The sequence below is a fragment of the Acinetobacter sp. YH12116 genome (assembly GCF_013418895.1).
Taxonomy (GTDB): Bacteria; Pseudomonadota; Gammaproteobacteria; order Pseudomonadales; family Moraxellaceae; genus Acinetobacter; species Acinetobacter indicus.
Genome location: NZ_VPBE01000009.1, coordinates 34039 through 54797 on the forward strand (window position 1 = coordinate 34039; position 20759 = coordinate 54797).

19 protein-coding genes are annotated in these 20759 nt (G+C 48.9%); 9 read left to right on the plus strand and 10 right to left on the minus strand.

The window, feature by feature from the left end; all coding sequences use genetic code 11:
• Positions 1 to 155 precede the first annotated feature (155 nt).
• The 8 genes from FTU54_RS15280 to FTU54_RS07535 form a co-directional block, all read right to left on the minus strand.
• A complete protein-coding gene (locus FTU54_RS15280) occupies positions 156 to 344 on the minus strand; it encodes a hypothetical protein (RefSeq protein ID WP_228289027.1) in 189 nt (62 codons plus the stop codon).
• A 51-nt stretch (positions 345 to 395) separates the two neighbouring features.
• Complete coding sequence (locus tag FTU54_RS07505; protein WP_168396959.1) at positions 396 to 1535, minus strand: glycerate kinase; 1140 nt, start codon at positions 1533 to 1535, stop codon at positions 396 to 398.
• A gap of 56 nt (positions 1536 to 1591) precedes the next feature.
• A complete protein-coding gene (locus FTU54_RS07510; protein WP_180046314.1) occupies positions 1592 to 2350 on the minus strand; it encodes a hypothetical protein in 759 nt (252 codons plus the stop codon).
• A gap of 4 nt (positions 2351 to 2354) precedes the next feature.
• A complete protein-coding gene (locus FTU54_RS07515) occupies positions 2355 to 3158 on the minus strand; it encodes an NYN domain-containing protein (RefSeq protein ID WP_163142891.1) in 804 nt (267 codons plus the stop codon).
• 93 nt (positions 3159 to 3251) lie between these two features.
• The gene (gene topA, locus FTU54_RS07520) at positions 3252 to 5888 is read right to left on the minus strand and encodes a type I DNA topoisomerase (RefSeq protein WP_005182090.1); all 2637 of its coding nucleotides are present in this window, start codon (positions 5886 to 5888) and stop codon (positions 3252 to 3254) included.
• A 33-nt stretch (positions 5889 to 5921) separates the two neighbouring features.
• Positions 5922 to 6371, minus strand: coding sequence for an ammonium transporter (locus tag FTU54_RS07525; protein WP_180046316.1), 450 nt, complete (start codon positions 6369 to 6371; stop codon positions 5922 to 5924).
• 70 nt (positions 6372 to 6441) lie between these two features.
• The gene (locus FTU54_RS07530) at positions 6442 to 7464 is read right to left on the minus strand and encodes a hypothetical protein (RefSeq protein WP_180046318.1); all 1023 of its coding nucleotides are present in this window, start codon (positions 7462 to 7464) and stop codon (positions 6442 to 6444) included.
• 221 nt (positions 7465 to 7685) lie between these two features.
• Complete coding sequence (locus FTU54_RS07535; protein ID WP_005182087.1) at positions 7686 to 7931, minus strand: SlyX family protein; 246 nt, start codon at positions 7929 to 7931, stop codon at positions 7686 to 7688.
• A 35-nt stretch (positions 7932 to 7966) separates the two neighbouring features.
• Between FTU54_RS07535 and FTU54_RS07540 the strand changes: the two genes are divergently transcribed.
• Positions 7967 to 9877 carry an ATP-binding cassette domain-containing protein gene (locus tag FTU54_RS07540; protein ID WP_104487702.1) on the plus strand — a complete coding sequence of 637 codons (1911 nt, stop codon included), beginning with the start codon at positions 7967 to 7969 and terminating at the stop codon, positions 9875 to 9877.
• Between the two features lie 100 nt (positions 9878 to 9977).
• Positions 9978 to 10913, plus strand: a complete 936-nt coding sequence (gene lpxL, locus FTU54_RS07545) for an LpxL/LpxP family Kdo(2)-lipid IV(A) lauroyl/palmitoleoyl acyltransferase (protein ID WP_016659582.1) — start codon at positions 9978 to 9980, stop codon at positions 10911 to 10913.
• A 321-nt stretch (positions 10914 to 11234) separates the two neighbouring features.
• Here the strand turns inward: lpxL and FTU54_RS07550 are convergent, their stop codons facing one another.
• Positions 11235 to 12362 (minus strand): endonuclease/exonuclease/phosphatase family protein, encoded by a 1128-nt coding sequence (locus tag FTU54_RS07550; protein ID WP_180046320.1) that lies wholly within the window; start codon positions 12360 to 12362, stop codon positions 11235 to 11237.
• A gap of 194 nt (positions 12363 to 12556) precedes the next feature.
• On the opposite strand from FTU54_RS07550, the gene asd reads away from it, so the two are divergent.
• From asd to truA, 5 genes are all read left to right on the plus strand, one after another.
• Positions 12557 to 13675, plus strand: coding sequence for an aspartate-semialdehyde dehydrogenase (gene asd, locus FTU54_RS07555; protein ID WP_005182074.1), 1119 nt, complete (start codon positions 12557 to 12559; stop codon positions 13673 to 13675).
• Positions 13676 to 13800: 125 nt separating this feature from the next.
• Positions 13801 to 15213, plus strand: coding sequence for a hypothetical protein (locus FTU54_RS07560; RefSeq protein WP_180046322.1), 1413 nt, complete (start codon positions 13801 to 13803; stop codon positions 15211 to 15213).
• A gap of 66 nt (positions 15214 to 15279) precedes the next feature.
• Positions 15280 to 16713, plus strand: coding sequence for a fimbrial protein FimV (locus FTU54_RS07565; protein WP_180046324.1), 1434 nt, complete (start codon positions 15280 to 15282; stop codon positions 16711 to 16713).
• A gap of 46 nt (positions 16714 to 16759) precedes the next feature.
• Positions 16760 to 17728, plus strand: coding sequence for an asparaginase domain-containing protein (locus FTU54_RS07570; protein WP_180046326.1), 969 nt, complete (start codon positions 16760 to 16762; stop codon positions 17726 to 17728).
• Positions 17729 to 17746: 18 nt separating this feature from the next.
• A complete protein-coding gene (gene truA, locus FTU54_RS07575; RefSeq protein ID WP_180046328.1) occupies positions 17747 to 18544 on the plus strand; it encodes a tRNA pseudouridine(38-40) synthase TruA in 798 nt (265 codons plus the stop codon).
• A 136-nt stretch (positions 18545 to 18680) separates the two neighbouring features.
• Here the strand turns inward: truA and FTU54_RS07580 are convergent, their stop codons facing one another.
• The gene (locus FTU54_RS07580; protein ID WP_005182061.1) at positions 18681 to 19688 is read right to left on the minus strand and encodes an AraC family transcriptional regulator; all 1008 of its coding nucleotides are present in this window, start codon (positions 19686 to 19688) and stop codon (positions 18681 to 18683) included.
• Positions 19689 to 19918: 230 nt separating this feature from the next.
• On the opposite strand from FTU54_RS07580, the gene infA reads away from it, so the two are divergent.
• Positions 19919 to 20140 (plus strand): translation initiation factor IF-1, encoded by a 222-nt coding sequence (infA, locus tag FTU54_RS07585; RefSeq protein WP_001284370.1) that lies wholly within the window; start codon positions 19919 to 19921, stop codon positions 20138 to 20140.
• A gap of 163 nt (positions 20141 to 20303) precedes the next feature.
• Entirely contained in the window at positions 20304 to 20699 is a 396-nt protein-coding gene (locus tag FTU54_RS07590) for a hypothetical protein (protein WP_180046330.1), read from the plus strand.
• Positions 20700 to 20759: the final 60 nt, after the last annotated feature.

The following is a 20759-nucleotide window of genomic DNA, read 5'->3' on the forward strand; positions in this document are numbered from 1 at the left end:
AAACCCGGATCGTTTTCGAATTGAGTACTTCGTATTGCAGCCCCAGCTGTCGGGTCGTTACGTCCAAAAATTCAAAAAAGTTCGAATTGCGTAAATGAAGGGGAAATTGATGATTCATGTCGACATCTGAATCCACAATCAGCGTGACCTTCTTTTCAATTGCCAGCAGATTTTAAAACACTCAGATGCACCTCATCAAAATGAAAAGACAGCACTCTCGGCTGTGAGTGCTGCTGCACAGGGTTTTTCTTGAGATAATTTTGCATATTTTCGCGGTAGGCCGGTTTTGCAAAACTGTGTACAGTGATGCAGCTTAATATCAAAACCAAGATGATCTTTTTCATCATTTCCCCATTTAGCATTTTATTTTTAAACCCTATTGGCATCTGGGTTTGTCACGCTTTCTTTAGTGATTGCATGACATTTTCGACGCTGTCGGTTAAATTGTTTTCTGCATTTCGAATCGCATCTTCCACTGAAATATCAGGTGGATTAATACCAATAATCTGTGTAAATCCCGCCTCCAGCAGTGGCTCAATATCTTCACCAATCATTCCTGCAAACGCATAGACCGGTTTATTCAAGCTTTTCGCAACCTGTGCCACGCCAAATGGGGTTTTGCCCATGAAGGTCTGCCGATCAATTTTCCCTTCGCCGGTCAGGACCACATCGGCCTGTGTAATTTTTTCAGTCAACCCGGTTTGCTGAATCAGCAGTTCAACACCTGACTGAATTTTTGCGCGTGCAAAAGCAAGCAAGCCAAAGCCCAGTCCACCCGCTGCACCGGCCCCGGCCTGATGTTGCACATTAACCCCGAGCGTTGTTTCAACCAGATTGGCAAAATAACCCAAGTTCTGATCGAGAATTTTGACCAGCTCCGGTGTGGCACCTTTTTGCGGTCCAAAAATGGCCGAGGCACCATATTCCCCACAGAGCGGATTATTGACATCGCTGGCAATCAGCATCTCGGTGGTTGCCAAACGGGCATCCAAAGCACTAAGGTCAATCTCGCAGATCTGCTTTAAATTGCCGCCACAAGGTTGCACCTCCAGGCCAGCCTGATCTAAAAATTTCACCCCCAACGCTTGCGCCATTCCACTGCCGGCATCATTGGTGACACTGCCGCCCAGTCCAATCACGATTTTAGACACGCCCAGATCCAGCGCCTGGCGGATCATCTCGCCAGTGCCATAAGTAGAAGTAAGCGCCGGATTGCGCTGCGCCAACGGAATAAGATGAATACCATTGGCCTTGGCCATTTCAATGACTGCAGTTTTGCCGTCGTCAATCAGGGCAAAGTAGCTTTCAACCTGTTGCTGCGGCAAAGGGCCGCGTACCCGACACGAAACTTTCTGCCCGGCACATGCATTTAACAGGGCATCGACGGTGCCTTCACCGCCATCGGCCAGCGGTACTAAGCGACAGATTGCATCCGGAAACTGCCGCAAGATTCCGCGCTGCATGGCCTGGGCGGCCTGTACTGCGCTCAGGCTTTCTTTAAAGGAATCTGGTGCAATCACAAAACGAAGTGGCATGTGGTTTATCCCCAGCGTGGGTGTCCATTGTGGATAAGTGTTGACTTATCCGCATATTAGCGTAGCCAGCCAATTTCCGCAGCGGTCAGGTCATTAATGACGGTGTATTGCAGGCTGTCCGGCATTTTGCTGGTGCTGCTACTTAGCGGAATATGCCCGCCCATTAACTCAGCTTTCTGCTGTGGATAGCGTGGCTGTTGCTGCGGGTTGGCATAACCCAGCGGATAAATCGGCAGTCCGGTGGCCAGATCATATTTATCACGGGCGCCAAAAGCATGCAGTAATTCATGTGCCAGTACCACATGATTCTGCTGGTTCTGACGCTCGGCGGCAAACAGGTTAACCGAACCAATCCGGCCTTTTTCCAGCGCGGTAGAATGTTTTAAAGCTTTTTGATGAGCTGGATCATAATAGTTTAAATACAGGGTCACATGCGGTGCGCCATCAACTGACTGATGCTGACGCCAGGCATAAAACCGGAACTTGAGACTCCAGATGATGCTATCGAGTAAAGAAGCCTGTTCCGGTACCTGTGGCGGCAACTGTTTCAGTTCCCGGCCAAGCTGCAGATAAAAATATACCGGTTGCTGGCGATACTGTGCTGCGGCCTGCTGCAAATACTGCTGCACCGTTTGAAAACTGCTGTTAGACAGCTGCTGGATATAAAGCTGCGTGCTGTCATGTCCATCAGCATTCACCGGATGCAAGAGCACCCGCACTGGTTTATTCCAGTCCTGATTCTGGTCACGATAGGCATTTACCGCCACAATGAAAAGAATCAGCAACAGGATCAGGATACGAATCTTTTTCCACATCGGCTTAAGCGCTCTGTTTTTTGAGTTTTCTCAGATACATCTGACTCATTTCAATTTTGGTTTCAAACAGATTCAGAGTTTTAATGAGTCCGGAAAGCTTGGCCCGGCCATAGTTTCTGGAATCAAAATCCGGTTTTACCGCGCTGATATATTGCCCGACCATGCCCAGATTGGCCCAGCCATTTTCATCGGCATTGTCTTTGACTGCTTTATAAATCAGATTCAGTGTGGCGCGATCCATCATCTCCGCAGCCGGGTTTTCTTTCGGCGCAGTGCTGGATTTTAGCTCGGAATTTTTTGCACTTTCTATGTTCTTTTTGTCCTGAACCGGGCTGATTTCATCTTCTTCGGCATTTTTCAGTTCATTTTCAGAGATCAGGTTTTCAATATAAATAAATTTATCACAGGCTTTTTTAAATGCTTCCGGGGTCGATTTTTTGCCAAAACCATAAACACTCAGGCCATTTTCACGAATCCGCGAGGCCAGCGGAGTAAAGTCACTGTCACTGGACACAATACAGAAACCATCCAGCGCTCCGGCATAGAGCAAATCCATGGCATCAATAATCAGGATCATGTCGGTGGCATCTTTGCCTTTGGTATAGGCAAACTGCTGTACCGGGGTAATGGCATGCGGCAACAGCACATCACGCCACTTTTTCAGGGTTTCACTGCTCCAGTCCCCATAGACCCGTTTCACGCTGGCAATGCCATATTTGGCGACTTCTTCAAGCACCGAAGCAATAGCGTGAATCGAAGAGTTATCGGCATCAATTAACACCGCAAATTTTTTTGTTTGGATATCCACCGGTTCCCCAAGCGCTTATTATTCAAATTTATTGTGGAGTTGATTTTGACATAAAAAATGCCGACTGATGTCGGCATTTTTTATTTTTAGCTTTTAGGCTTCAACCCATTTGCCATCCTGATATACCAGACTCCATTTGGTCTGCTTGCCTTCAGGGGTTTCAGAGCCAATATATTGCGCCTGATTTTTACGGCTGAATTTCACCAGAGTCGGGTTGCCTTCTGGGTCTACATCGGGTGCTTGCAAAATGAATTGATATTTTGGATCAAGCTGGTCAGCAACCGTACGCAGTTCCGCCACCTTCGGTGCACGGGTTTCACGCACTTTCGGGAACTTGCTGGCCGCCAGGAATAGACCGGCAGCGCCATCACGCAGGACAAAGAAGTCATCGTGCTTGGTCGAGCGTAAATGTTCCATCTTGATGGGGTCGACACGCGGCGGCGCAGGCTGACCGTTTTTCAAGACTTTACGGGTATTGTCACAGCTGGTGCAGGCAAAATACGGACCAAAACGGCCAGTTTTCAGCTGCATTTCGCCATCACATTTATCGCATGGAATGGTCGGGCCATCATAGCCTTTAATCTTGAACTCGCCTTCTTCCAGCTCAAAACCGGCACAGTCCGGGTTATTACCGCAAATATGCAATTTACGGCCACCATCAATCACGTAGCTATCCATGGCAGTTTCACAGATCGGGCAGCGTTTTTTCGACATCAGGTCGGCGGTTTCAGCACTGTCATCATCTGACAGGGCCGCCAGAGATTCAACTGGCGTTAAATTCAAAGTGCCTTTACAGCGTTCTTTTGGCGGCAGGTTATAACCGGAACAGCCCAGGAATACCCCGGTGGTACCGGTACGAATCTGCATTGGACGTTCGCATTCCGGACAATGCACGGCATCCACTTCCACCGGCAGATTACGGCGCATGCCCTGTTCGCCCTGTGCATTGGTCAAACGGGTTTTAAAATCGCCATAGAAGCTGTCGAGCAGATCTTTCCAGTTGCGTTCACCATCGGCCACTTTATCCAGCTGACCTTCTAAGTCCGCGGTAAAGTCGTAGTTCATCAGGTTGTTAAAGCTTTCATCCAAACGGTCGGTGACAATCTCACCCATCTTTTCCGCAAACAGACGACGGTTTTCCAGCTTGACATAACCACGGTCCTGAATGGTGGAAATAATCGCCGCATAGGTCGATGGACGGCCAATGCCACGTTTTTCCAGTTCTTTCACCAGCGAGGCTTCGGTAAAACGTGCCGGCGGCTTGGTAAAGTGTTGTGATGGGTCCAGCTTTTGCAGTTTCAGCACTTCGCCGACTTTCACTGCAGGCAGCAATACATCATCATCAGACTTGTTCTGACCACGCACTTTGGTAAAACCATCAAAGACCAGGGTACGGCCTTTGGCTTTCAGTTCTACCCCGTTAGCATTGACCAGAATGGTCGATGATAAATACTCGGCCGGAGTCATCTGACAGGCCACAAACTGACGCCAGATTAAATCGTATAAACGCTGGGCATCACGCTCGACACCGGCCAGGCTGTCGCCTTTCAGACCAACATTGGATGGACGAATCGCTTCGTGAGCCTCTTGCGCGCCGGCTTTGTTGCCGTAACGGTTTGGCTTGGCCGGTAAATATTTCTGGCCGTACTCAGATTCAATATGCGTACGCACCATATTCACGGCGTCATCACTCAGGAACGTCGAGTCGGTACGCATATAGGTAATAAAACCGGCTTCATACAGACGCTGTGCCAGCATCATGGTTTTCTTGACCGAGAAACCTAAGCGGGTACTGGCCGCCTGTTGCAGCGTTGAGGTGATATACGGCGCACTCGGATTCACCTTGGTCGGCTTGTCTTCACGTGCAGCCACCGTATAGTCTGCATCTTTAATCAGGTTCAGCAAGGCATCGGTTTCAGCCTTGTTACGCAGCTTTAGGGTCTTGCCATTTTGCTTGACTGCTTCCAGACGAATATCATCTTGTGCAGATTTGGTATCGGCAAATACCTGCCAGTATTCTTCCGGAATGAAGGCACGAATTTCACGTTCACGCTCTACCACCAGTTTGACGGCTACTGACTGGACACGACCGGCTGACAGACCACGGGCAATTTTTTCCCACAGCAATGGCGAAATCATAAAGCCAACCACACGGTCCAGGAAACGGCGCGCCTGCTGCGCATTGACTTTATTGGTGTCTAGACGTGCCGGATGCTTAAAGGCTTCCTGAATGGCATTTTTGGTAATTTCGTTAAATACCACACGCTGATAACGCGCATCATCACCGCCAATGACTTCTTTTAAATGCCAGGCAATGGCTTCCCCTTCACGGTCCAAATCCGTTGCCAGATAGACTTCATCGACCTGCGATGCCAGTTTTTTCAATTCAGCAACAACATTTTCCTTGCCCGGTAGCACTTCATACTGGGCTTTCCAGCCATGCTCCGGGTCTACCCCCATGCGGTTGACCAAGGCCTGCTGAGCTTTTTCTGCTTTTTGTGCTTCGGTCAGTTTGGCACGTGTGGTGGTTTTCTTTTCTGTACTTTTACTGGCGCCTGTAGGCAAATCACGCACGTGACCGACCGACGACTTTACAATGTAATTCGAACCGAGGTATTTGTTGATTGTTTTCGCTTTTGCAGGCGACTCCACAATCACCAAGGCACGTTTAGCGCCATCGGCAGATTTTGCTGTAGTGCTTTTCGATGTGGAGCGAGGAGCGTTCGCCATAGTTAACCGTAGTTCCTGTGAAAATGTTTTAAATTAAAGTTCAGCCAAAGAATGTAAATATGCCTTGATGTCATCCAGTTGGGTGGCTTTCAGGTCAGCTTCTTCATCCCAATAGAGTCCTACACAGTTTGCCTGCATATCAATAGCATAAATGCCCTTTAATGCAACGGGTGTATGATTAAATTTTTCCTCACCATGCACCAGCTCAAGCTTCTGATCGACCACCCGGGCGCGCATTAACGGCAGGCGAGCCTCTGGAATCAATACGCTATAATAGGCCACCATACTGGCACGGCTTTCTGTGGCCATCGGAATTTTGGTCCAGTCCGGCGCAGCCACCAGACGCGGATGCAGGCCCATCTTGCGGGCTTTTTCACGCATCAGGCCGAGGGCTTTTTCTCTTGGACTGACACGCAAACCAAAAATCGAGCCCAGCACAAAAATGATGATGGCCAGTGCCACCCAAATTCCAGTATTTTCCATAGCTCAACCTTTATGTTCTTTTATTAGAGTTGCATAAGCGCCATATAAAACGCAAGTTTGCACGATAAAATTAATTCAGGAACATTTCGTGGCTATAGACCACTTCATGCCCGTTCCAGTAGATATAGCCTTTTTCCAGCAGTTCCTTGAGCAATAACCGCACGTCGGACTGGGGAAACATCTGTTCTAACAGGTCACGCAAGGCATAAATATCTTTGGGTTTATCGGCTTTCAGTTCGCGCAGTTTACGCGCCACTTCCAGCTGTACCGGATCAATCTGGTCAAAGTTTTTAAACAGCGGCTGCTGCGCACTTTGAATCGGCACGGCGACAGAGTCCTGTTCAATAACAGGAGCAGCTCCGCTTTCTGTCGACTGTAACTGTTTTAAGGCCTGATCCAGACTGCTGGCCACCGGTGTTTTTTCAGCAGAGGCATTTAAATCCAGCTGAATCCACTGTTTCAGCACCTTCTTGCGAAAGGCAATTTGCTCATCATAACGCTTGATAATTTTTAGATTAATTAACAAACCGACCAGACGCTGGGCTTTTTCCGGCACCACCTGCAAAATATTGCTGATGGAGTTTTTCAGCTTCTCGACCGTATTCGGTTTACCGCTCATTTTTGCCAGAGCATCACAGTATTTTTTGACCAGTTGCAAATACGGTTTTTGCTGGATGGTGGCAATACTCGGCAAGCTGTATTTTGGCGTATGAAGTGGCTGCGCCGCATCTTCTGGCTGAATCAAAATCAGATGGGCACTGATATTCGAGGCCTGTAGCATCTGCACCAGAATATCGCTGCTGTCCTGGGCCGAAATAATTTCGACATGGCTATCTGGCTCAAGTAATGCCATTAACTGCCCGACCACCACGGCATATTCAAACTCTTTATGCGGTGCTTCTGGGGTGTCCAGTACCACCACCTGAGCGCTGTTCATCCAGCTGGCCAGTTCAGTCAGGTCATCCAGCGCGTACTCAAAGCGTCCGGCACAGTTAAACAGGTAGAGTGTCGAATAATGCTGCAGAATATCGCGCAGCAGTTGTGCCGTAGGCATATTCTGTTCAAGATCTAAAAGTACAACTTTCTGGGTCATGACAAAAAATAAAGGATCTGAGAGCCGAAAGTGGGCATTAGAGCCGGAAGTGAGATAAAGGTCAAATTTTTTTATTGCGGCGCTGTGATCGCTGCCTCAAAAGCGACTGGAGCTAAACCGCCCCACTAGCCCCCGCTTTATATAGATACCTCAACATAAAACCCGCATTCAGGCTGCGGGTGTATTCATAGATTGTGCGGGATGCTCTAGCAATTGACAGATTAATAATGCGGCGGAATATTGGTCAGCGGATCGAAGGGAGCAATGCCTTCTGACAGGTCAGCCGACTCAACCCGTTGATAAAGCAGCTGCATTTGTTTCTTGAGGTCGGCAATTTCCAGATTCTGTTTAGTCACCTGCTCATTCAGCTGTTCAACTAAATCATCTAAAAATGCAATTCGGACTTGCAAATCTTCAATGGGTGCGGAAAATGACGCCTGATCATTTAGATTTTGTTGTTTAGTCATTTTAAATCCTCATTTGAGATTTTTCAGGAAACACTATGGCCTATATTACCCTAAGGGATGTCCAACTCGCGTTTGGTGGACCCGCCCTGCTCGACGGCGCGAACTTTACTCTTGAACGTGGCGAACGAGTGTGTTTGATCGGCCGTAATGGTGAAGGTAAGTCTACCTTACTTAAACTGATTGAAGGAAGCTTACTGCCCGATGCCGGTGAAGTCTCGATTCAAAATGGCTTAACCGTGTCCATGCTCACCCAGGATGTCCCGATGGATTCGGGCAAGGTTGCCGATATTGTCGCCGATGGTGCCGGTGAAGCAGCAGAGGTCCTGCGTGCCTATCATGCCGCCAATGATGCCTGCGTACTGGGCGATATGGCCGCCTGCGAGCGCATGGGTGAACTGCAACACAAACTGGATCAGCTTGATGGCTGGGCACTGGAAAACAAGGTCAACTCTATTTTAAGCAAAATGGGGCTGGACCCGAATGCCGATCTGGCAGATCTTTCCGGTGGCCGTAAACGCCGCGTGCTGCTGGCCCGTGCCCTGCTGACCCAACCGGACATCCTGTTACTGGATGAGCCGACTAACCATTTAGATGTTGAAAGTATCGAATGGCTGGAAAAATTCCTGCTCGATCAGAACAACCTGACCTTATTGTTTATTTCGCACGACCGGACCTTTGTCGACAGTCTGGCAACCCGTATTGTCGAACTGGATCGCGGGATTCTGCGCAGTTATGAAGGCAACTATTCACGCTATCTGGATCTCAAAGCCCAGCAGCTGGAAGCAGAAGAAAAACAGAATGCCCTGTTTGAGAAAAAACTGGCCGAAGAAGAAGCCTGGATCCGTCAGGGTATTAAAGCGCGTCGTACCCGCAACGAAGGTCGTGTTCGTGCCCTGAAAGCCTTACGCGAAGAATCCAAAGCGCGTCGCTTCCAGCAAGGCAAAGTCAACATGGGCGTACAGGAAGCTGCGCGTTCAGGCAAACTGGTCTTTGATATTGAGCATCTGGGCGTCAGCTATGATGGCAAGCCGCTAATCAAAGACTTCTCGGCCATTGTCATGCGTGGCGACCGGATTGGTCTGGTCGGAGATAACGGGGTCGGTAAAACCACCCTGATTAAAGCCATTTTGGATGAAGTAGAACACAGCGGTACCGTTAAAATCGGCACCCAGCTGGAAATTGCCTATTTTGATCAGCTGCGTAACCAGCTCGATTTGGAAAAATCGGTCAAGGACAACGTTTCTGAAGGTTCCGACTTTGTTGATGTCAATGGACAGCGCCGTCATATCTACAGCTATCTGCAAGACTTCCTGTTTAACCCGGAACGTGCGCGTACCCCAGTCAAAGCCTTGTCCGGCGGTGAACGTAACCGCGTGCTACTGGCCAAACTCTTGCTGAAACCATCCAATTTAATTGTGATGGATGAGCCGACCAACGATCTGGATATGGTCACGCTGGAACTACTGGAAGAAATGCTGGCTGAATACAAAGGCACCTTGCTGCTGATTTCGCATGACCGTGCCTTTATGGACAACGTGGTCACCTCGACCTGGGTGTTTGATGGCAAAGGCCATATTGAAGAATATGTCGGCGGCTATCAGGACTATTTACAGCAGCGTCCGGATCAAACCGTGGTTGACCAGAAAATGGCGGTGAAAAAGGCCCAGGCCAAGGCAGAAGCAGCAAAAGTAGAAGCTGCTCCGGCGCCTGTGAAAAAGAAACTCAGCTATAAAGATCAGCGTGAACTGGACCAACTGCCGGCTGAAATTGAAGCGCTGGAAACAGAACAGGCTGCACTGTCAGAAAAACTGGCTGATGGTTCCTGGTTTGTATCCGATGCCGAAGCTGCAACCCAGGCTTCGCAGCGTCTGGCAGAAATTGAAGAAATCCTGCTGGAAAAACTGGAACGCTGGGATGAGCTGGAAAATATGAGCAAAGGCGGTTAATTCAACCGTTCCGCAGCATCTGCCGGACAGCGGCAGATGCTTTTTATCTTCAAAATCGTTCATGCTACACTGCATTTAACCTTCATTTTAAAACGTCACTATGCCGCAACCGCAAGATTATCAACCTGGTGAATTTCAATGGTCCTTTCTGCTACCGAAATACTGGAGCATCTGGATCGGTATTATCTTCCTGATGATTTTGGCAATCTTGCCGTGGGCCATTCAGTACCGTTTAGGCCAGTGGCTGGGCCAGCTGGCGTTTCGCTATCTGCATTCACGCCGTAAAACCACTGTCCGCAATCTGGAGCTTTGCTTTCCGGAATGGTCTGCGCAAGAGGTGCAGGACAACGCGCGCCAGGTTTTTGTTGACCAGATGATTGGCGTATTTGAAACCCTAAATGCCTGGTATAGCCCGAAATGGTTCCAGGGCCGGGTCAGTATTGAAGGTCTGGAATATATTCAGCAGGCGCAAGCGGAAGGCAAAGGCGTCTTGTTGCTGGGCACCCACTCGACCCTGCTTGATGCCGGTGGCTATTTATGTGCCCAGTATTTTGAACCCGATGTGGTCTATCGTCCGCAGAACAATCCGCTGTTAGATATGCTGATTTACCGCTGCCGGGCCACCATTTATGCCCATCAGATTGACCATGATGATATGCGTGGTCTGGTACGTAACCTGAAAAATGGCCATGCCATCTGGTACAGTCCGGATCAGGATTTTGGCCTGAAACAAGGTGTAATGGCGCCATTCTTTGGCGTGCCGGCAGCCACCGTGACTGCGCATCGTCGTTTACTGAAAATGACCAAAGCCGCCGCAATTCCGCTGTATTTCTACCGCCATGGCGATCTTAAAAATCCGAAATACCATGTCTTGATTGAACCACCGGTTGAGCGTTTACCAAGTGAAGATGAAGTCGATGACGCGACGCGTGTTAATTTGATTATTGAACGTCAGCTGCGCATCGCGCCGACTCAATATATGTGGTTCCATCGCCGTTTTAAGACCCGTCCACAAGGCTATGAGCAGCTGTATTAAGCCAATCTTTCTACAAGCCAAATACCATATACTGATTAAAATACCAGGACACGACAGCCCATAAAGTTAAACCCGAGTTCTGCATCCTGCAAAACTCGGGCTTATGAGGTTGTGCTTTCAAAACTTTTTTGTTGTTATCTCTGGCTTTCCATTCCTGCATCATCTCCATGATGACAATCCACCGGCTTCAACTTCCTTAACGGGACTCTCCTTTCCCAACTCCATCTGCCGATATGCTTAGAATACGCAGCTTGCTCGGTTTCAGCTATTGGCCATCGGCCTAAATCTGTGTAAGCCATTTCTTACACTTTTCCTCAAATTTCATGGCGTCTTGCTGCCCTGCTTATAATCCTGAGCCAAATCATCGGTCACGATTTTTTCTTCCCGCTCGGCTTTTTCAATACCCTCCTGAATCGCCTCCTGCGCTTCTTCTTCATCGGGTTCAGTCTGTTCCAGCTCTTCCTGAATGTGCTCAAACACCCGACCGGTCTGTAACACCACATAGACCGGAAAATGATCTGAGCCCATATGTGGCAAACGCTTCATCTCCACCAAGGCAAAATCGGTACTGTGAAACACATGGTCCAGCGACCAGCGCAATAAGGGATAATCTGCATGGAAAGTATTGACATAATGCCGGCCGACGCGCGGGTCCAGCAGGCCACTGATGCGCTGAAACAGACGTGTGGTGCGGGACCAGGCCACATCATTCAGGTCGCCCATCACAATACAGCTTTCATCCAGATCTTTAATCTGATCGCCGACAATTAATAGCTCGGCATCACGCAGGGTCGAATCTTTGGCTTCAGTCGGACTCGGCGGTTTCGGATGCAGACAGTACAGCTGCACCGGCTGGCCTGAACGCAGGATCACTGTGGTATGAATTGACGGAATTTCATCGCTAAGGATAAATTTCACTTCAGTCTCTTTTAAGGGCAGGCGGCTATAGAGATGCATGCCATATAAATTGTCCAGCGGCACCGGCACGCGATAAGGATAATCCGGTTCAATCACCGCCAGCTGCTGCTGCCAGACCGTATCGGTTTCCAGCGTCAGTACCAAATCGGGCTGGTATTTCCGGATTTCAGCAATGAGCAGATGATATTTCTGGTTGGTGGTCAATACATTGGAAACCATTAACGAAATTTGCTGATCGGGATTTAACTGCTCCGGCTTGACCTTTTTGACCTGCTTTTTCCAGATAAAGGTATAAGGCAGCACCATTTTCAGTTGGTACGCCAGGGCGGCAATCAGGCCGGTTAAAATCACATAGCGCAGCGTATCCCAGGCCGCATCCCACAGCAGCATCAGCACAAAGGCCACAATCCCCAGCATCAGAACCTGCAATCTGGGAAAATCGGCACCTCGAAACCACCATTCATCGCGCGGAATCAGCGACCAGAAGCTGATCCAGATGACGAAAATGGCCAGCATTTCCACCCAAATCATATGCACCTACTTAGAAAGTTCATTTTTCTCGTTTTTTTTAAATAGAAATCTAACGTTATCAATTTTGTATGTAACACAAACAAGTTATTTCACTCAATAATAATGATGTTTTGATTATGTAGAGCTTGCAGTTGTGTCCCCTTTTGATACACTCATACTCCTTTTTGTTTTTTTACGCACCGAGGCAAAGTGACATGAAAGTAGGTCTGGTCGGTTGGCGCGGGATGGTAGGTTCCGTCCTTATGCAACGTATGGTTGAAGAGAATGATTTTGCTCATTTTGAGCCATTTTATTTCTCTACCAGTAATGCCGGTGGTGAAGCACCAGCGTTTGGCGGTAAAACTGCCCCAGCACTTATGGATGCAACGGACATTAACAGTCTGAAGCAAATGGATGTCATTATTACCTGTCAAGGTGGCGACTATACCTCAGACGTGTTCCCGAAACTGAAAGCCGAAGGCTGGAACGGTTACTGGATTGATGCAGCATCTACCCTGCGTATGGATGATGAGGCAATTATCGTACTTGATCCGGTGAACATGAACGTGATTAAAGACGGTCTGGTGAAAGGCACCAAAACATTTGTGGGCGGTAACTGTACGGTTTCACTCATGTTGATGGGCTTAGGCGGTCTGTTCCAGAACAATCTGGTGGAATGGGCAACCTCGATGACTTATCAGGCTGCTTCTGGTGCAGGCGCGCAAAACATGCGTGAACTGATCACCGGTATGGGCTACCTGTATAACAACACCAAAGAACTGCTAGATGACCCACGTTCTCCAATTCTGGACATCGACTCTAAAATTGCTGAACTGCAACGTGGCGAAGGTTTCCCGTCAGCCAACTTTGGTGTACCGCTTGCTGGCTCTTTAATTCCATATATCGACAAACAGCTGGAAAATGGCCAGTCGAAAGAAGAATGGAAAGGTCAGTCTGAAACCAACAAGATTTTAGGCAACCAGCAAATCGTACCAATTGATGGTCACTGTGTCCGTATTGGTGCCATGCGTTGTCACTCTCAGGCCCTTACCCTGAAACTGCGTAAAGATGTACCTCTGGATGAAATCGAAGATATCATCGCCAGCGCCAATGACTGGTCGAAAGTGGTACCAAATACCCGTGAAGCCTCTATGACAGATTTAACCCCTGTTGCAGTAACCGGTACCTTAACTGTTCCTGTGGGCCGTTTACGCAAGCTGAACATGGGTAAAGAATACCTGGGCGCGTTCACCGTCGGTGACCAGTTGCTTTGGGGTGCGGCAGAACCATTACGCCGTATGCTACGCATCTTAATTGACTATAAAAACGCGTAAGCCTTTTAAGCAAAAGTAAATTACCAAAAGCCGATCTGAAAAGATCGGCTTTTTATGTAACTAGCCTGTAAATATTTTACAATCGACTTACAACTCGCTAATCTATTCTTTTCGCTATGCGATAAATGACCGAGCTAACGATTAAGATGACCGTATATAACAAATTAAAGATCGCGATTTTAGCTATTCTTGCCTCACAACATATTCATGCGATTAATGTCGATCCTGTTCAGATTCAGTCAGCACCTGGGGAATTGCTGTATGCTGAAATGAACTTCCGTCAGTCCAATGTCAATGCGCCGATTGAAGTCAGTCTGGCCTCGGCAGAAGACTTGATGGCCATTGGTGCCAGCCATCGTCCACCGGGTCATTTAAATTTCTTTACCCGACGTGATGGTGCCGGCAACGGGGTGATTACCATTACCTCTTCTCGGCCACTGACCGATACCGAACTGAATATTGTGGTCAAAATTCGTGAAGGCTCGGCCACGCGTTTACAGCATATTAAAACCTCACTAAAACGCAGTACCCTGGCAGAACAACGCGCGCAGTTGCAACCGAAAGAGCAGCCACTAACACCGGTCATGGTCGTGAATGAACGGGACATTGCCTTAAACTTGCCGACCAGTACCGCCTATACCACAGCCACGGCATCTGCCAGCACCACGCGCAGTGTAGAAGCACCCCTAGCGATTCAAGCCAGCCCGCCACCGGCTTTAAGTCCATCAACTACAGCAGCTGTCAGCGCAGCAGCACAGCCGGCTGCAAGCCCTGTGTCAGCGGTTACGCCATCAACTCCGGCGACATCAGCTCAACCGGCCTCTACACATAACGCGGGCAACACAGCTGCCGTAAATACATCTGCCTCGGTTTCAGCAGATCCACTGGTCAAGAAATATGCCGAGCAGTTAAAAGCGCAGCAACAGCAAGCACCGGCAAAGCCGGCACCGGTTACAGCACCCAAAGCACCTGCTCCATCTGCGCCAGCATCAACCACAGCACGGCATGTGGTGCAATCCAATGAATCGCTATGGGCCATTGCCTCACGTATCGCCGCAGAGAACCAGCAGCCGGTCGGCGAAGTGATGCAGCAGATTAAAGCCCACAATGAACATGCCTTTATTCAGGGCGATGCCAACCGTTTACGCCGCGGTGCAACCTTGAATTTACAGGCCGTCAGCAGCGGGCAAAAAGCCGCGAAAAAGACCGTGCCAATCCCGGCAACCCAGCCTTCACGCCAGTCTGGCAAGGCCAAATACCGGATCAGTCAGGCCGAAATGAGTCTGGTGGCAGAAAATCAGCAAGATTCTGCCCAAGGTTCTGCCAAAAAGAACACACAAAGCGCGCAAACCTCAGAAGAGTTGTCACTAAAAGTTATGACAGCGCGTGAGAAAACCGTTAAATTACAGAGAAACGTAACACAGTTAGAATTGGCATTAAGTCAGAAGGATCAAAGAATTCAATTACTCAATGCGCGTCTTGCTGAATTGCAACAACAGTTGAAAAAGCAACAAGCCGAAAATAAGCCAAAACTCTAACGTATTACTCAACATGATTTTTTTCAGGAGAGATGGTTTATCCCTCTCTGCCTAAGGGGTAGCAACATGCTGATTTATGTGATTCCATTTATTTTGTTACTGGTCATCGCGCTGGTGTTAAAAAAGCGTGAAGCCAATAAAGAATCCGAACCAGCAGCAAAAAAACCGGCTGCAGCCAGTAAAACCAAGGCCAAGAAAAGCACCACTACGAAGAAAACTACGGTCAAAACTGCCATAGTGGCCGAGCCTGTTGCCGAACCACAAGGAAGCACACCACTTCCGGCAGATTTACGCCAGACCATTGAGACCCAGATTCGTGACCGTAACTTTTTCTCGGCCGAAGCGCAGATTAATCAGGCGCTGAAACGTGACCCGTCGTTGCATGAACTGTATCTGCTGTTACTGGACGTGCATCTGACCCAAAAAGATGAATTTGCCACCCGCCAATTGCTGGATCATCTGAAGAATCTGGGATTGGAAGATATTCTGGCTCAGGCTGAAGCTAAAATCGAAGCACAGAAAGCTTCTCAAACCAAAGCAGAAACACCGGCCTCTGCAGCGCCAACTACTGCAGCATTTTCTGAAACACCAGTTAGCGCAAAAACACAACCCCCTGCGGATTTTGATGCACTGATTCAATCCAGCAGTTCAAGCACAGCCAGCACGTCATTTGACCAGTTACAACAGTCACTCAAAACCGAAACGCCAGTCGCAAAAACCGAAAGCGCTCCGGTACCAGATCTGGAATTTACCCCAAGTACCTCGGCTGCGCCTGTTAACACCCCTGCGCCAGCAAAAGCAGAAGAAGTTCAACCTCTTGAATTTAATCTGTCTTTTGACTCGGCTGCCGGCACACAAGCAGCTACACCGATCGAACCGGCTCCAGCAGCAGCGCAGGAACCTCAGGCATTAGATTTCTCGTTTGAGCTGGAACCAACACCAACCCAAGCTGCACCGGTAACACCGGTTGAGCCAGTGACTCCGGCTGCACAAGAACCTCAGGCACTGGATTTCTCGTTTGAGCTGGAAAAGACTGCAACTGAAGCCACACCTGCGACCACACCAGCTGTCACCACCCCACCTGCGGAAGAAAAATCAGAATTTAGTTTTGATTTCTCGATCAGTCCTACACCGGTGGCTGAACAGCCGGTAGAACCTGCGGTTACCGCACCAACAGACACTGCACCGCTGTTCCAGTTTGACCTAGATAGCGCACCAACCATTGAAGCGACACCAGCAACGCCTGAAGCACCAATGGTTGAAGAACCCGCTATGGCTGCCGTGGCGGCAACCGCGGTTGATCCGCATGATCCGCTGATTCAGTCCTTCCCTGAACTGGCCGAAGTCAATGAAATCCAGCTGAATCTGGAGCTAGCTCAGCAATATATTGAGCTGGGTGCCTATGATGCGGCCCGTGCCCTGCTGGCAGAAAAAGAAGCAAACTATTCTGCAGCACAGCAGCAACACGCCACGCAGTTACTCAATCAAATAGCTTCTTAAAGTAAATCTCACTAAGATAAAGCAGTCATCCTTGGCTGCTTTTTTTATGATGAAAAAAATTGCATTAATTTATATGGGCGGTACCTTTGGCTGTGTCGGTGAGCCACTCAGCCCCATGCCTGCAAAGCAGTTTCTTCCCCAGCTGCGTCATGTGCTACCGCTACATCTGTCGGTAGAATGTTTTGTGGCGCCGGTGATTCAGGACAGCAGCCGCTGTACCGCGACCGACTGGTTACGTCTGGTGCAGTTTATCCAGCAGCTGCAGTTACAACAGTTTCAGCATTTTGTCGTCATTCATGGCACCGATACTTTAAGCTATGCCAGTGCCGTGCTGGCACACTTTATCGCGCAGTCTGCACATGTAGTGCTGACTGGCAGCCAGTATCCACTGCTGACCATAGATGGACAGAACACCCGTGACTTCAGCGATGCGCTGGATAACCTGAATTTTGCCCTGGAATCGGTGCTGCAATTGCCGGTTGGCGTGTATCTGGCGTTTCATCATCAATGTTTCCATGGTCGCAGCGCCTTAAAATGCCACACCACCGAGCTGGATGCCTTTCAGGGTCAGGCCGCCAGCAGTGCTTTAAATCAAAAAGAACAAGCCGCCTACTTGGTACAGGCTGCAGATCTGGACAAAGCACAACACTTCAACTGCATGAGTGTGATGATGCAGCCGATTGGTTTAGAGCAGCAGCTCGCCAATTTGAAACTGATCGCCCAGCAGCCACCGCATTGCCTGATTTTACAAGGCTTTGGTACTGGTAATCTGGCTGTAAATGAAACACTCCTGACGTTGCTACAGTCCTTACAGACGCAAGATTGTGCCGTGATTCTGACCACCCAAGTGCCATTTGGCCCATTGGATCAGCGTTATGCGATCAGCAGCTGGATCCAGAACAGTAAAATTTTAGTCAATGATGGCTTTGGACATGCAGATCTGTATGCAAAAGCATTAAAAATGTATTTACAATACCCGCGCAGAGAACAATGGCAACAGCATTGGTATGACTAAGGCCAATTTGAGGTGAATATGCAACGTTTTGCGGTCGGGATTGAATTTTGTGGTATTCGCTACCGGGGCTGGCAAACCCAGCAACCAGGCGTCCCGAGCGTGCAGGAAACGCTGGAAAAGGTCCTCTCCAAAATTGCCAATGAACCGATTATCCTGCATGGCGCTGGCCGTACCGATGCAGGCGTGCATGCCACCAACATGGTGGCACATTTCGACACGGCAGCCATTCGCCCTGAACGCGGCTGGCTGATGGGAGCCAATAGCCAGCTACCCAAAGACATTGCCATTCAGTGGATTAAGGCTATGGACATGGATTTTCATGCCCGCTTTAAGGCCTGTGCGCGCCGCTACCGTTATGTGGTCTATAACCATCCACAGCGCCCGGCCCTGCTGCATAAACAGGTCACCCATGCCTACTATGCGCTGGATGTCGACAAGATGATTGCTGCCGCGCAAAAGTTTGAAGGCACGCATAATTTTGAAAGTTTTCGTGCCGCAGCCTGTCAGTCCAATCAGCCGGTCCGTACCGTCAGCCATTGCCGCCTGATCCGTCATGGGCATTATTTGGTGCTCGATATTCAGGCCGATGGTTTCCTGCATCATATGGTGCGGAATATCATGGGCTGTCTGCTGGAAATTGGCCAAGGTATGTATGATATTGACCATATTGATACAATTTTTGCCGCACAGGATCGTAAAGCGGCTGGCATTACCGCCCCACCCGATGGCCTGTACTTTATCCAGGCGCACTATCCAGAGCAGTTTGACTTGCCTCAAGTGCCTTTAGGTCCGCATTGGCTGAATATGCCGGAATAATTGTATTCCGCCCCCCCTTTTACTCAGGGAGTGGTTTCATTCTTGCCACTCCAAGCTTTAAAAACGAAAGTCACCCTTGCATCAAGCGGCAACTCTAAAAAAATCCCCCTTTAATCAAGGGGGACTGCGGAGATGCTTAACGCTGTTTACGTTTCCGGTACTCGACCGGTGTTTCATTGGTCCAGCGTTTAAAGGCCCGGTAAAAGGTACTCGGTTCAGAAAATCCGGTCAGATACACAATCCGTTCCACGCTTTCATTGGTATTGGCCAGCAGCTTTTTAGCCAGACGACAACGATAATCCGAGAGAATCTGCTGGAAACTGGTATTGGCCTCGCTCAGCTGGGTACGTAAACGACGCGGCGTGATATTCAGCTGCGCAGCCACGGTTTCCAATGTGGTTTCCCCGCTTTCCAGGGTCGAGCCAATCGCCCGGCGTACTTCACCGACCAGATCATAACGCGCCAGTTCCTGTAGTTTCTCCAGCGCCAGCTGCTCATGTAACTGTAATAGCTCCGGCTCGGCCTGCCACAGCGGGTATTCTAAAATGGAAGGATCGAAATACAACCGTGTTTCATTCTGCCCCAGACTGACCGGACACTCATAGACCCGGAAATATTCATCATCGGCAGCGCCCTGCTGGAAATTAAAGTCGATATATAGCGGCTGGAATTTGCCTTCGGTAATAAACTTGAAGAAACGTAAAATGCCCGACATGGCACATTCAGAAAAGTGACGATTGACAATATTGTCAGCCCACGGCTGTTGACCATTGGTTAAATAACAGCGGTCATCTTCAATCACCAGTTTGGCATCAAAGGCATCACTGATTAAACGCTGATAGGCCAGTGCCCGTTTTAAACCTTCACCAAAGTTTTCCGAAGAAATAAACAGATGCTCAATCACCTGCCCCCGATAGAGTGGCAAATGTTCACCCAGATGCAAACCAATATCCGGGTCACGGCTGACTTCTTCCGCCGCCACCCAAAACGCATACTGCGCGCCCAAAGGCGTACGATCATTGGCCTCAACCTGATTAAGTGCGACACCTGCTTTTGTTAATATTTCTTCGGTTGGCAAACCGGCACGACGAATCGCTTGGTAGCCTAATCGCAATACAACCGATGCATCAGTTAGCTGACCCACGCAAAGACCTTCCTTGTATGTTCTTCATTTATACTTAAAAAGATTGATTTTAGATTAACTGTGATTGACCAAACTGACAACCATCCACCACGTTTTTTTGTAGAAAAAATTTAAATGTTTTGTTCGCTTATTTTACTGACAGATGATTCATCTGCGGCGGGTTTCACCTTGATTTTTTCAAAAAAATTGACTATAATTTGCGCCTTTCCAATTTGATCATCAGGTAGGCTATGGCCAATAAAGAGGAACTCATCGAGTTCGAAGGCGTTGTCACCGAAACGCTTCCTAATACTATGTTCCGTGTACGTTTAGAAAACGGTCACGAGGTGATTGCCCATATTTCAGGTAAAATGCGCAAGCACTATATTCGCATTTTAACTGGCGACAGCGTGAAAGTTGAAATGACGCCTTATGACTTAACGAAAGGTCGTATTACCTATCGTGCACGCTAAGTTTTAGCGCAAGCAAAAAGCCACCTTCAACAGTGGCTTTTTTATTGGCTGCTGATGCTGTGTAACAGCCAAGAATGGCGTCGAGATCTGCCGCTTATCGAATATACACATATTTTTAGGCTGTCCTTGCCTAGAATGAAGTTTTATTCAATGGAGATCGCGCATGTTTGTCTCTCGCTCCGTTGCTTTGGCGCTCCTCGCGTTCAGTCTCTCCGCTTGTGTAACCACGCCGTCCAGTACCCGAGCTGAACGTGATGCCTATCTGGCCCAATTTGTCGGCCAGTCCAGCCAGCAGATTCGCCAGCAGCTCGATTTAAGCCTGCTCGGTTACGAACAGGTCAGTTCACCACAAATCAGCCCACAGGCGCTCACCTACACCGTTATACGCCCAATCAGCATTCCGATTCCTGTATCGAATGCCCCGGCCACCGGTCCAGCCCATATTCCAGCGCCCATTGGCCCAGCCAACAGCTATAATGTTAACCTGCACTGCCAGATTGTGTTCCGGCTGGAACAGAATATTGCCCACTCTGTACACTATACCGGTCGCACCTGTTAAGCGCTGAATCTAGACCTAGCTATTCAATAGCCATAAAAAAACGCAGCCTGCAGCTGCGTT

Coding starts and splice junctions, on each gene's coding strand:
- truA (WP_180046328.1), top strand. CDS start 17,747: ATGCAACGTTTTGCGGTCGGGATTGAATTTTGTGGTATTCGCTACCGG.
- lpxL (WP_016659582.1), top strand. CDS start 9,978: ATGCCGCAACCGCAAGATTATCAACCTGGTGAATTTCAATGGTCCTTT.
- FTU54_RS07560 (WP_180046322.1), top strand. CDS start 13,801: ATGACCGAGCTAACGATTAAGATGACCGTATATAACAAATTAAAGATC.
- FTU54_RS07565 (WP_180046324.1), top strand. CDS start 15,280: ATGCTGATTTATGTGATTCCATTTATTTTGTTACTGGTCATCGCGCTG.
- FTU54_RS07550 (WP_180046320.1), bottom strand. CDS start 12,362: ATGATTTGGGTGGAAATGCTGGCCATTTTCGTCATCTGGATCAGCTTC.
- FTU54_RS07525 (WP_180046316.1), bottom strand. CDS start 6,371: ATGGAAAATACTGGAATTTGGGTGGCACTGGCCATCATCATTTTTGTG.
- FTU54_RS07535 (WP_005182087.1), bottom strand. CDS start 7,931: ATGACTAAACAACAAAATCTAAATGATCAGGCGTCATTTTCCGCACCC.
- FTU54_RS07590 (WP_180046330.1), top strand. CDS start 20,304: ATGTTTGTCTCTCGCTCCGTTGCTTTGGCGCTCCTCGCGTTCAGTCTC.
- FTU54_RS07510 (WP_180046314.1), bottom strand. CDS start 2,350: ATGTGGAAAAAGATTCGTATCCTGATCCTGTTGCTGATTCTTTTCATT.
- asd (WP_005182074.1), top strand. CDS start 12,557: ATGAAAGTAGGTCTGGTCGGTTGGCGCGGGATGGTAGGTTCCGTCCTT.
- FTU54_RS07570 (WP_180046326.1), top strand. CDS start 16,760: ATGATGAAAAAAATTGCATTAATTTATATGGGCGGTACCTTTGGCTGT.
- FTU54_RS07540 (WP_104487702.1), top strand. CDS start 7,967: ATGGCCTATATTACCCTAAGGGATGTCCAACTCGCGTTTGGTGGACCC.
- FTU54_RS15280 (WP_228289027.1), bottom strand. CDS start 344: ATGAAAAAGATCATCTTGGTTTTGATATTAAGCTGCATCACTGTACAC.
- topA (WP_005182090.1), bottom strand. CDS start 5,888: ATGGCGAACGCTCCTCGCTCCACATCGAAAAGCACTACAGCAAAATCT.
- FTU54_RS07530 (WP_180046318.1), bottom strand. CDS start 7,464: ATGACCCAGAAAGTTGTACTTTTAGATCTTGAACAGAATATGCCTACG.
- FTU54_RS07505 (WP_168396959.1), bottom strand. CDS start 1,535: ATGCCACTTCGTTTTGTGATTGCACCAGATTCCTTTAAAGAAAGCCTG.
- infA (WP_001284370.1), top strand. CDS start 19,919: ATGGCCAATAAAGAGGAACTCATCGAGTTCGAAGGCGTTGTCACCGAA.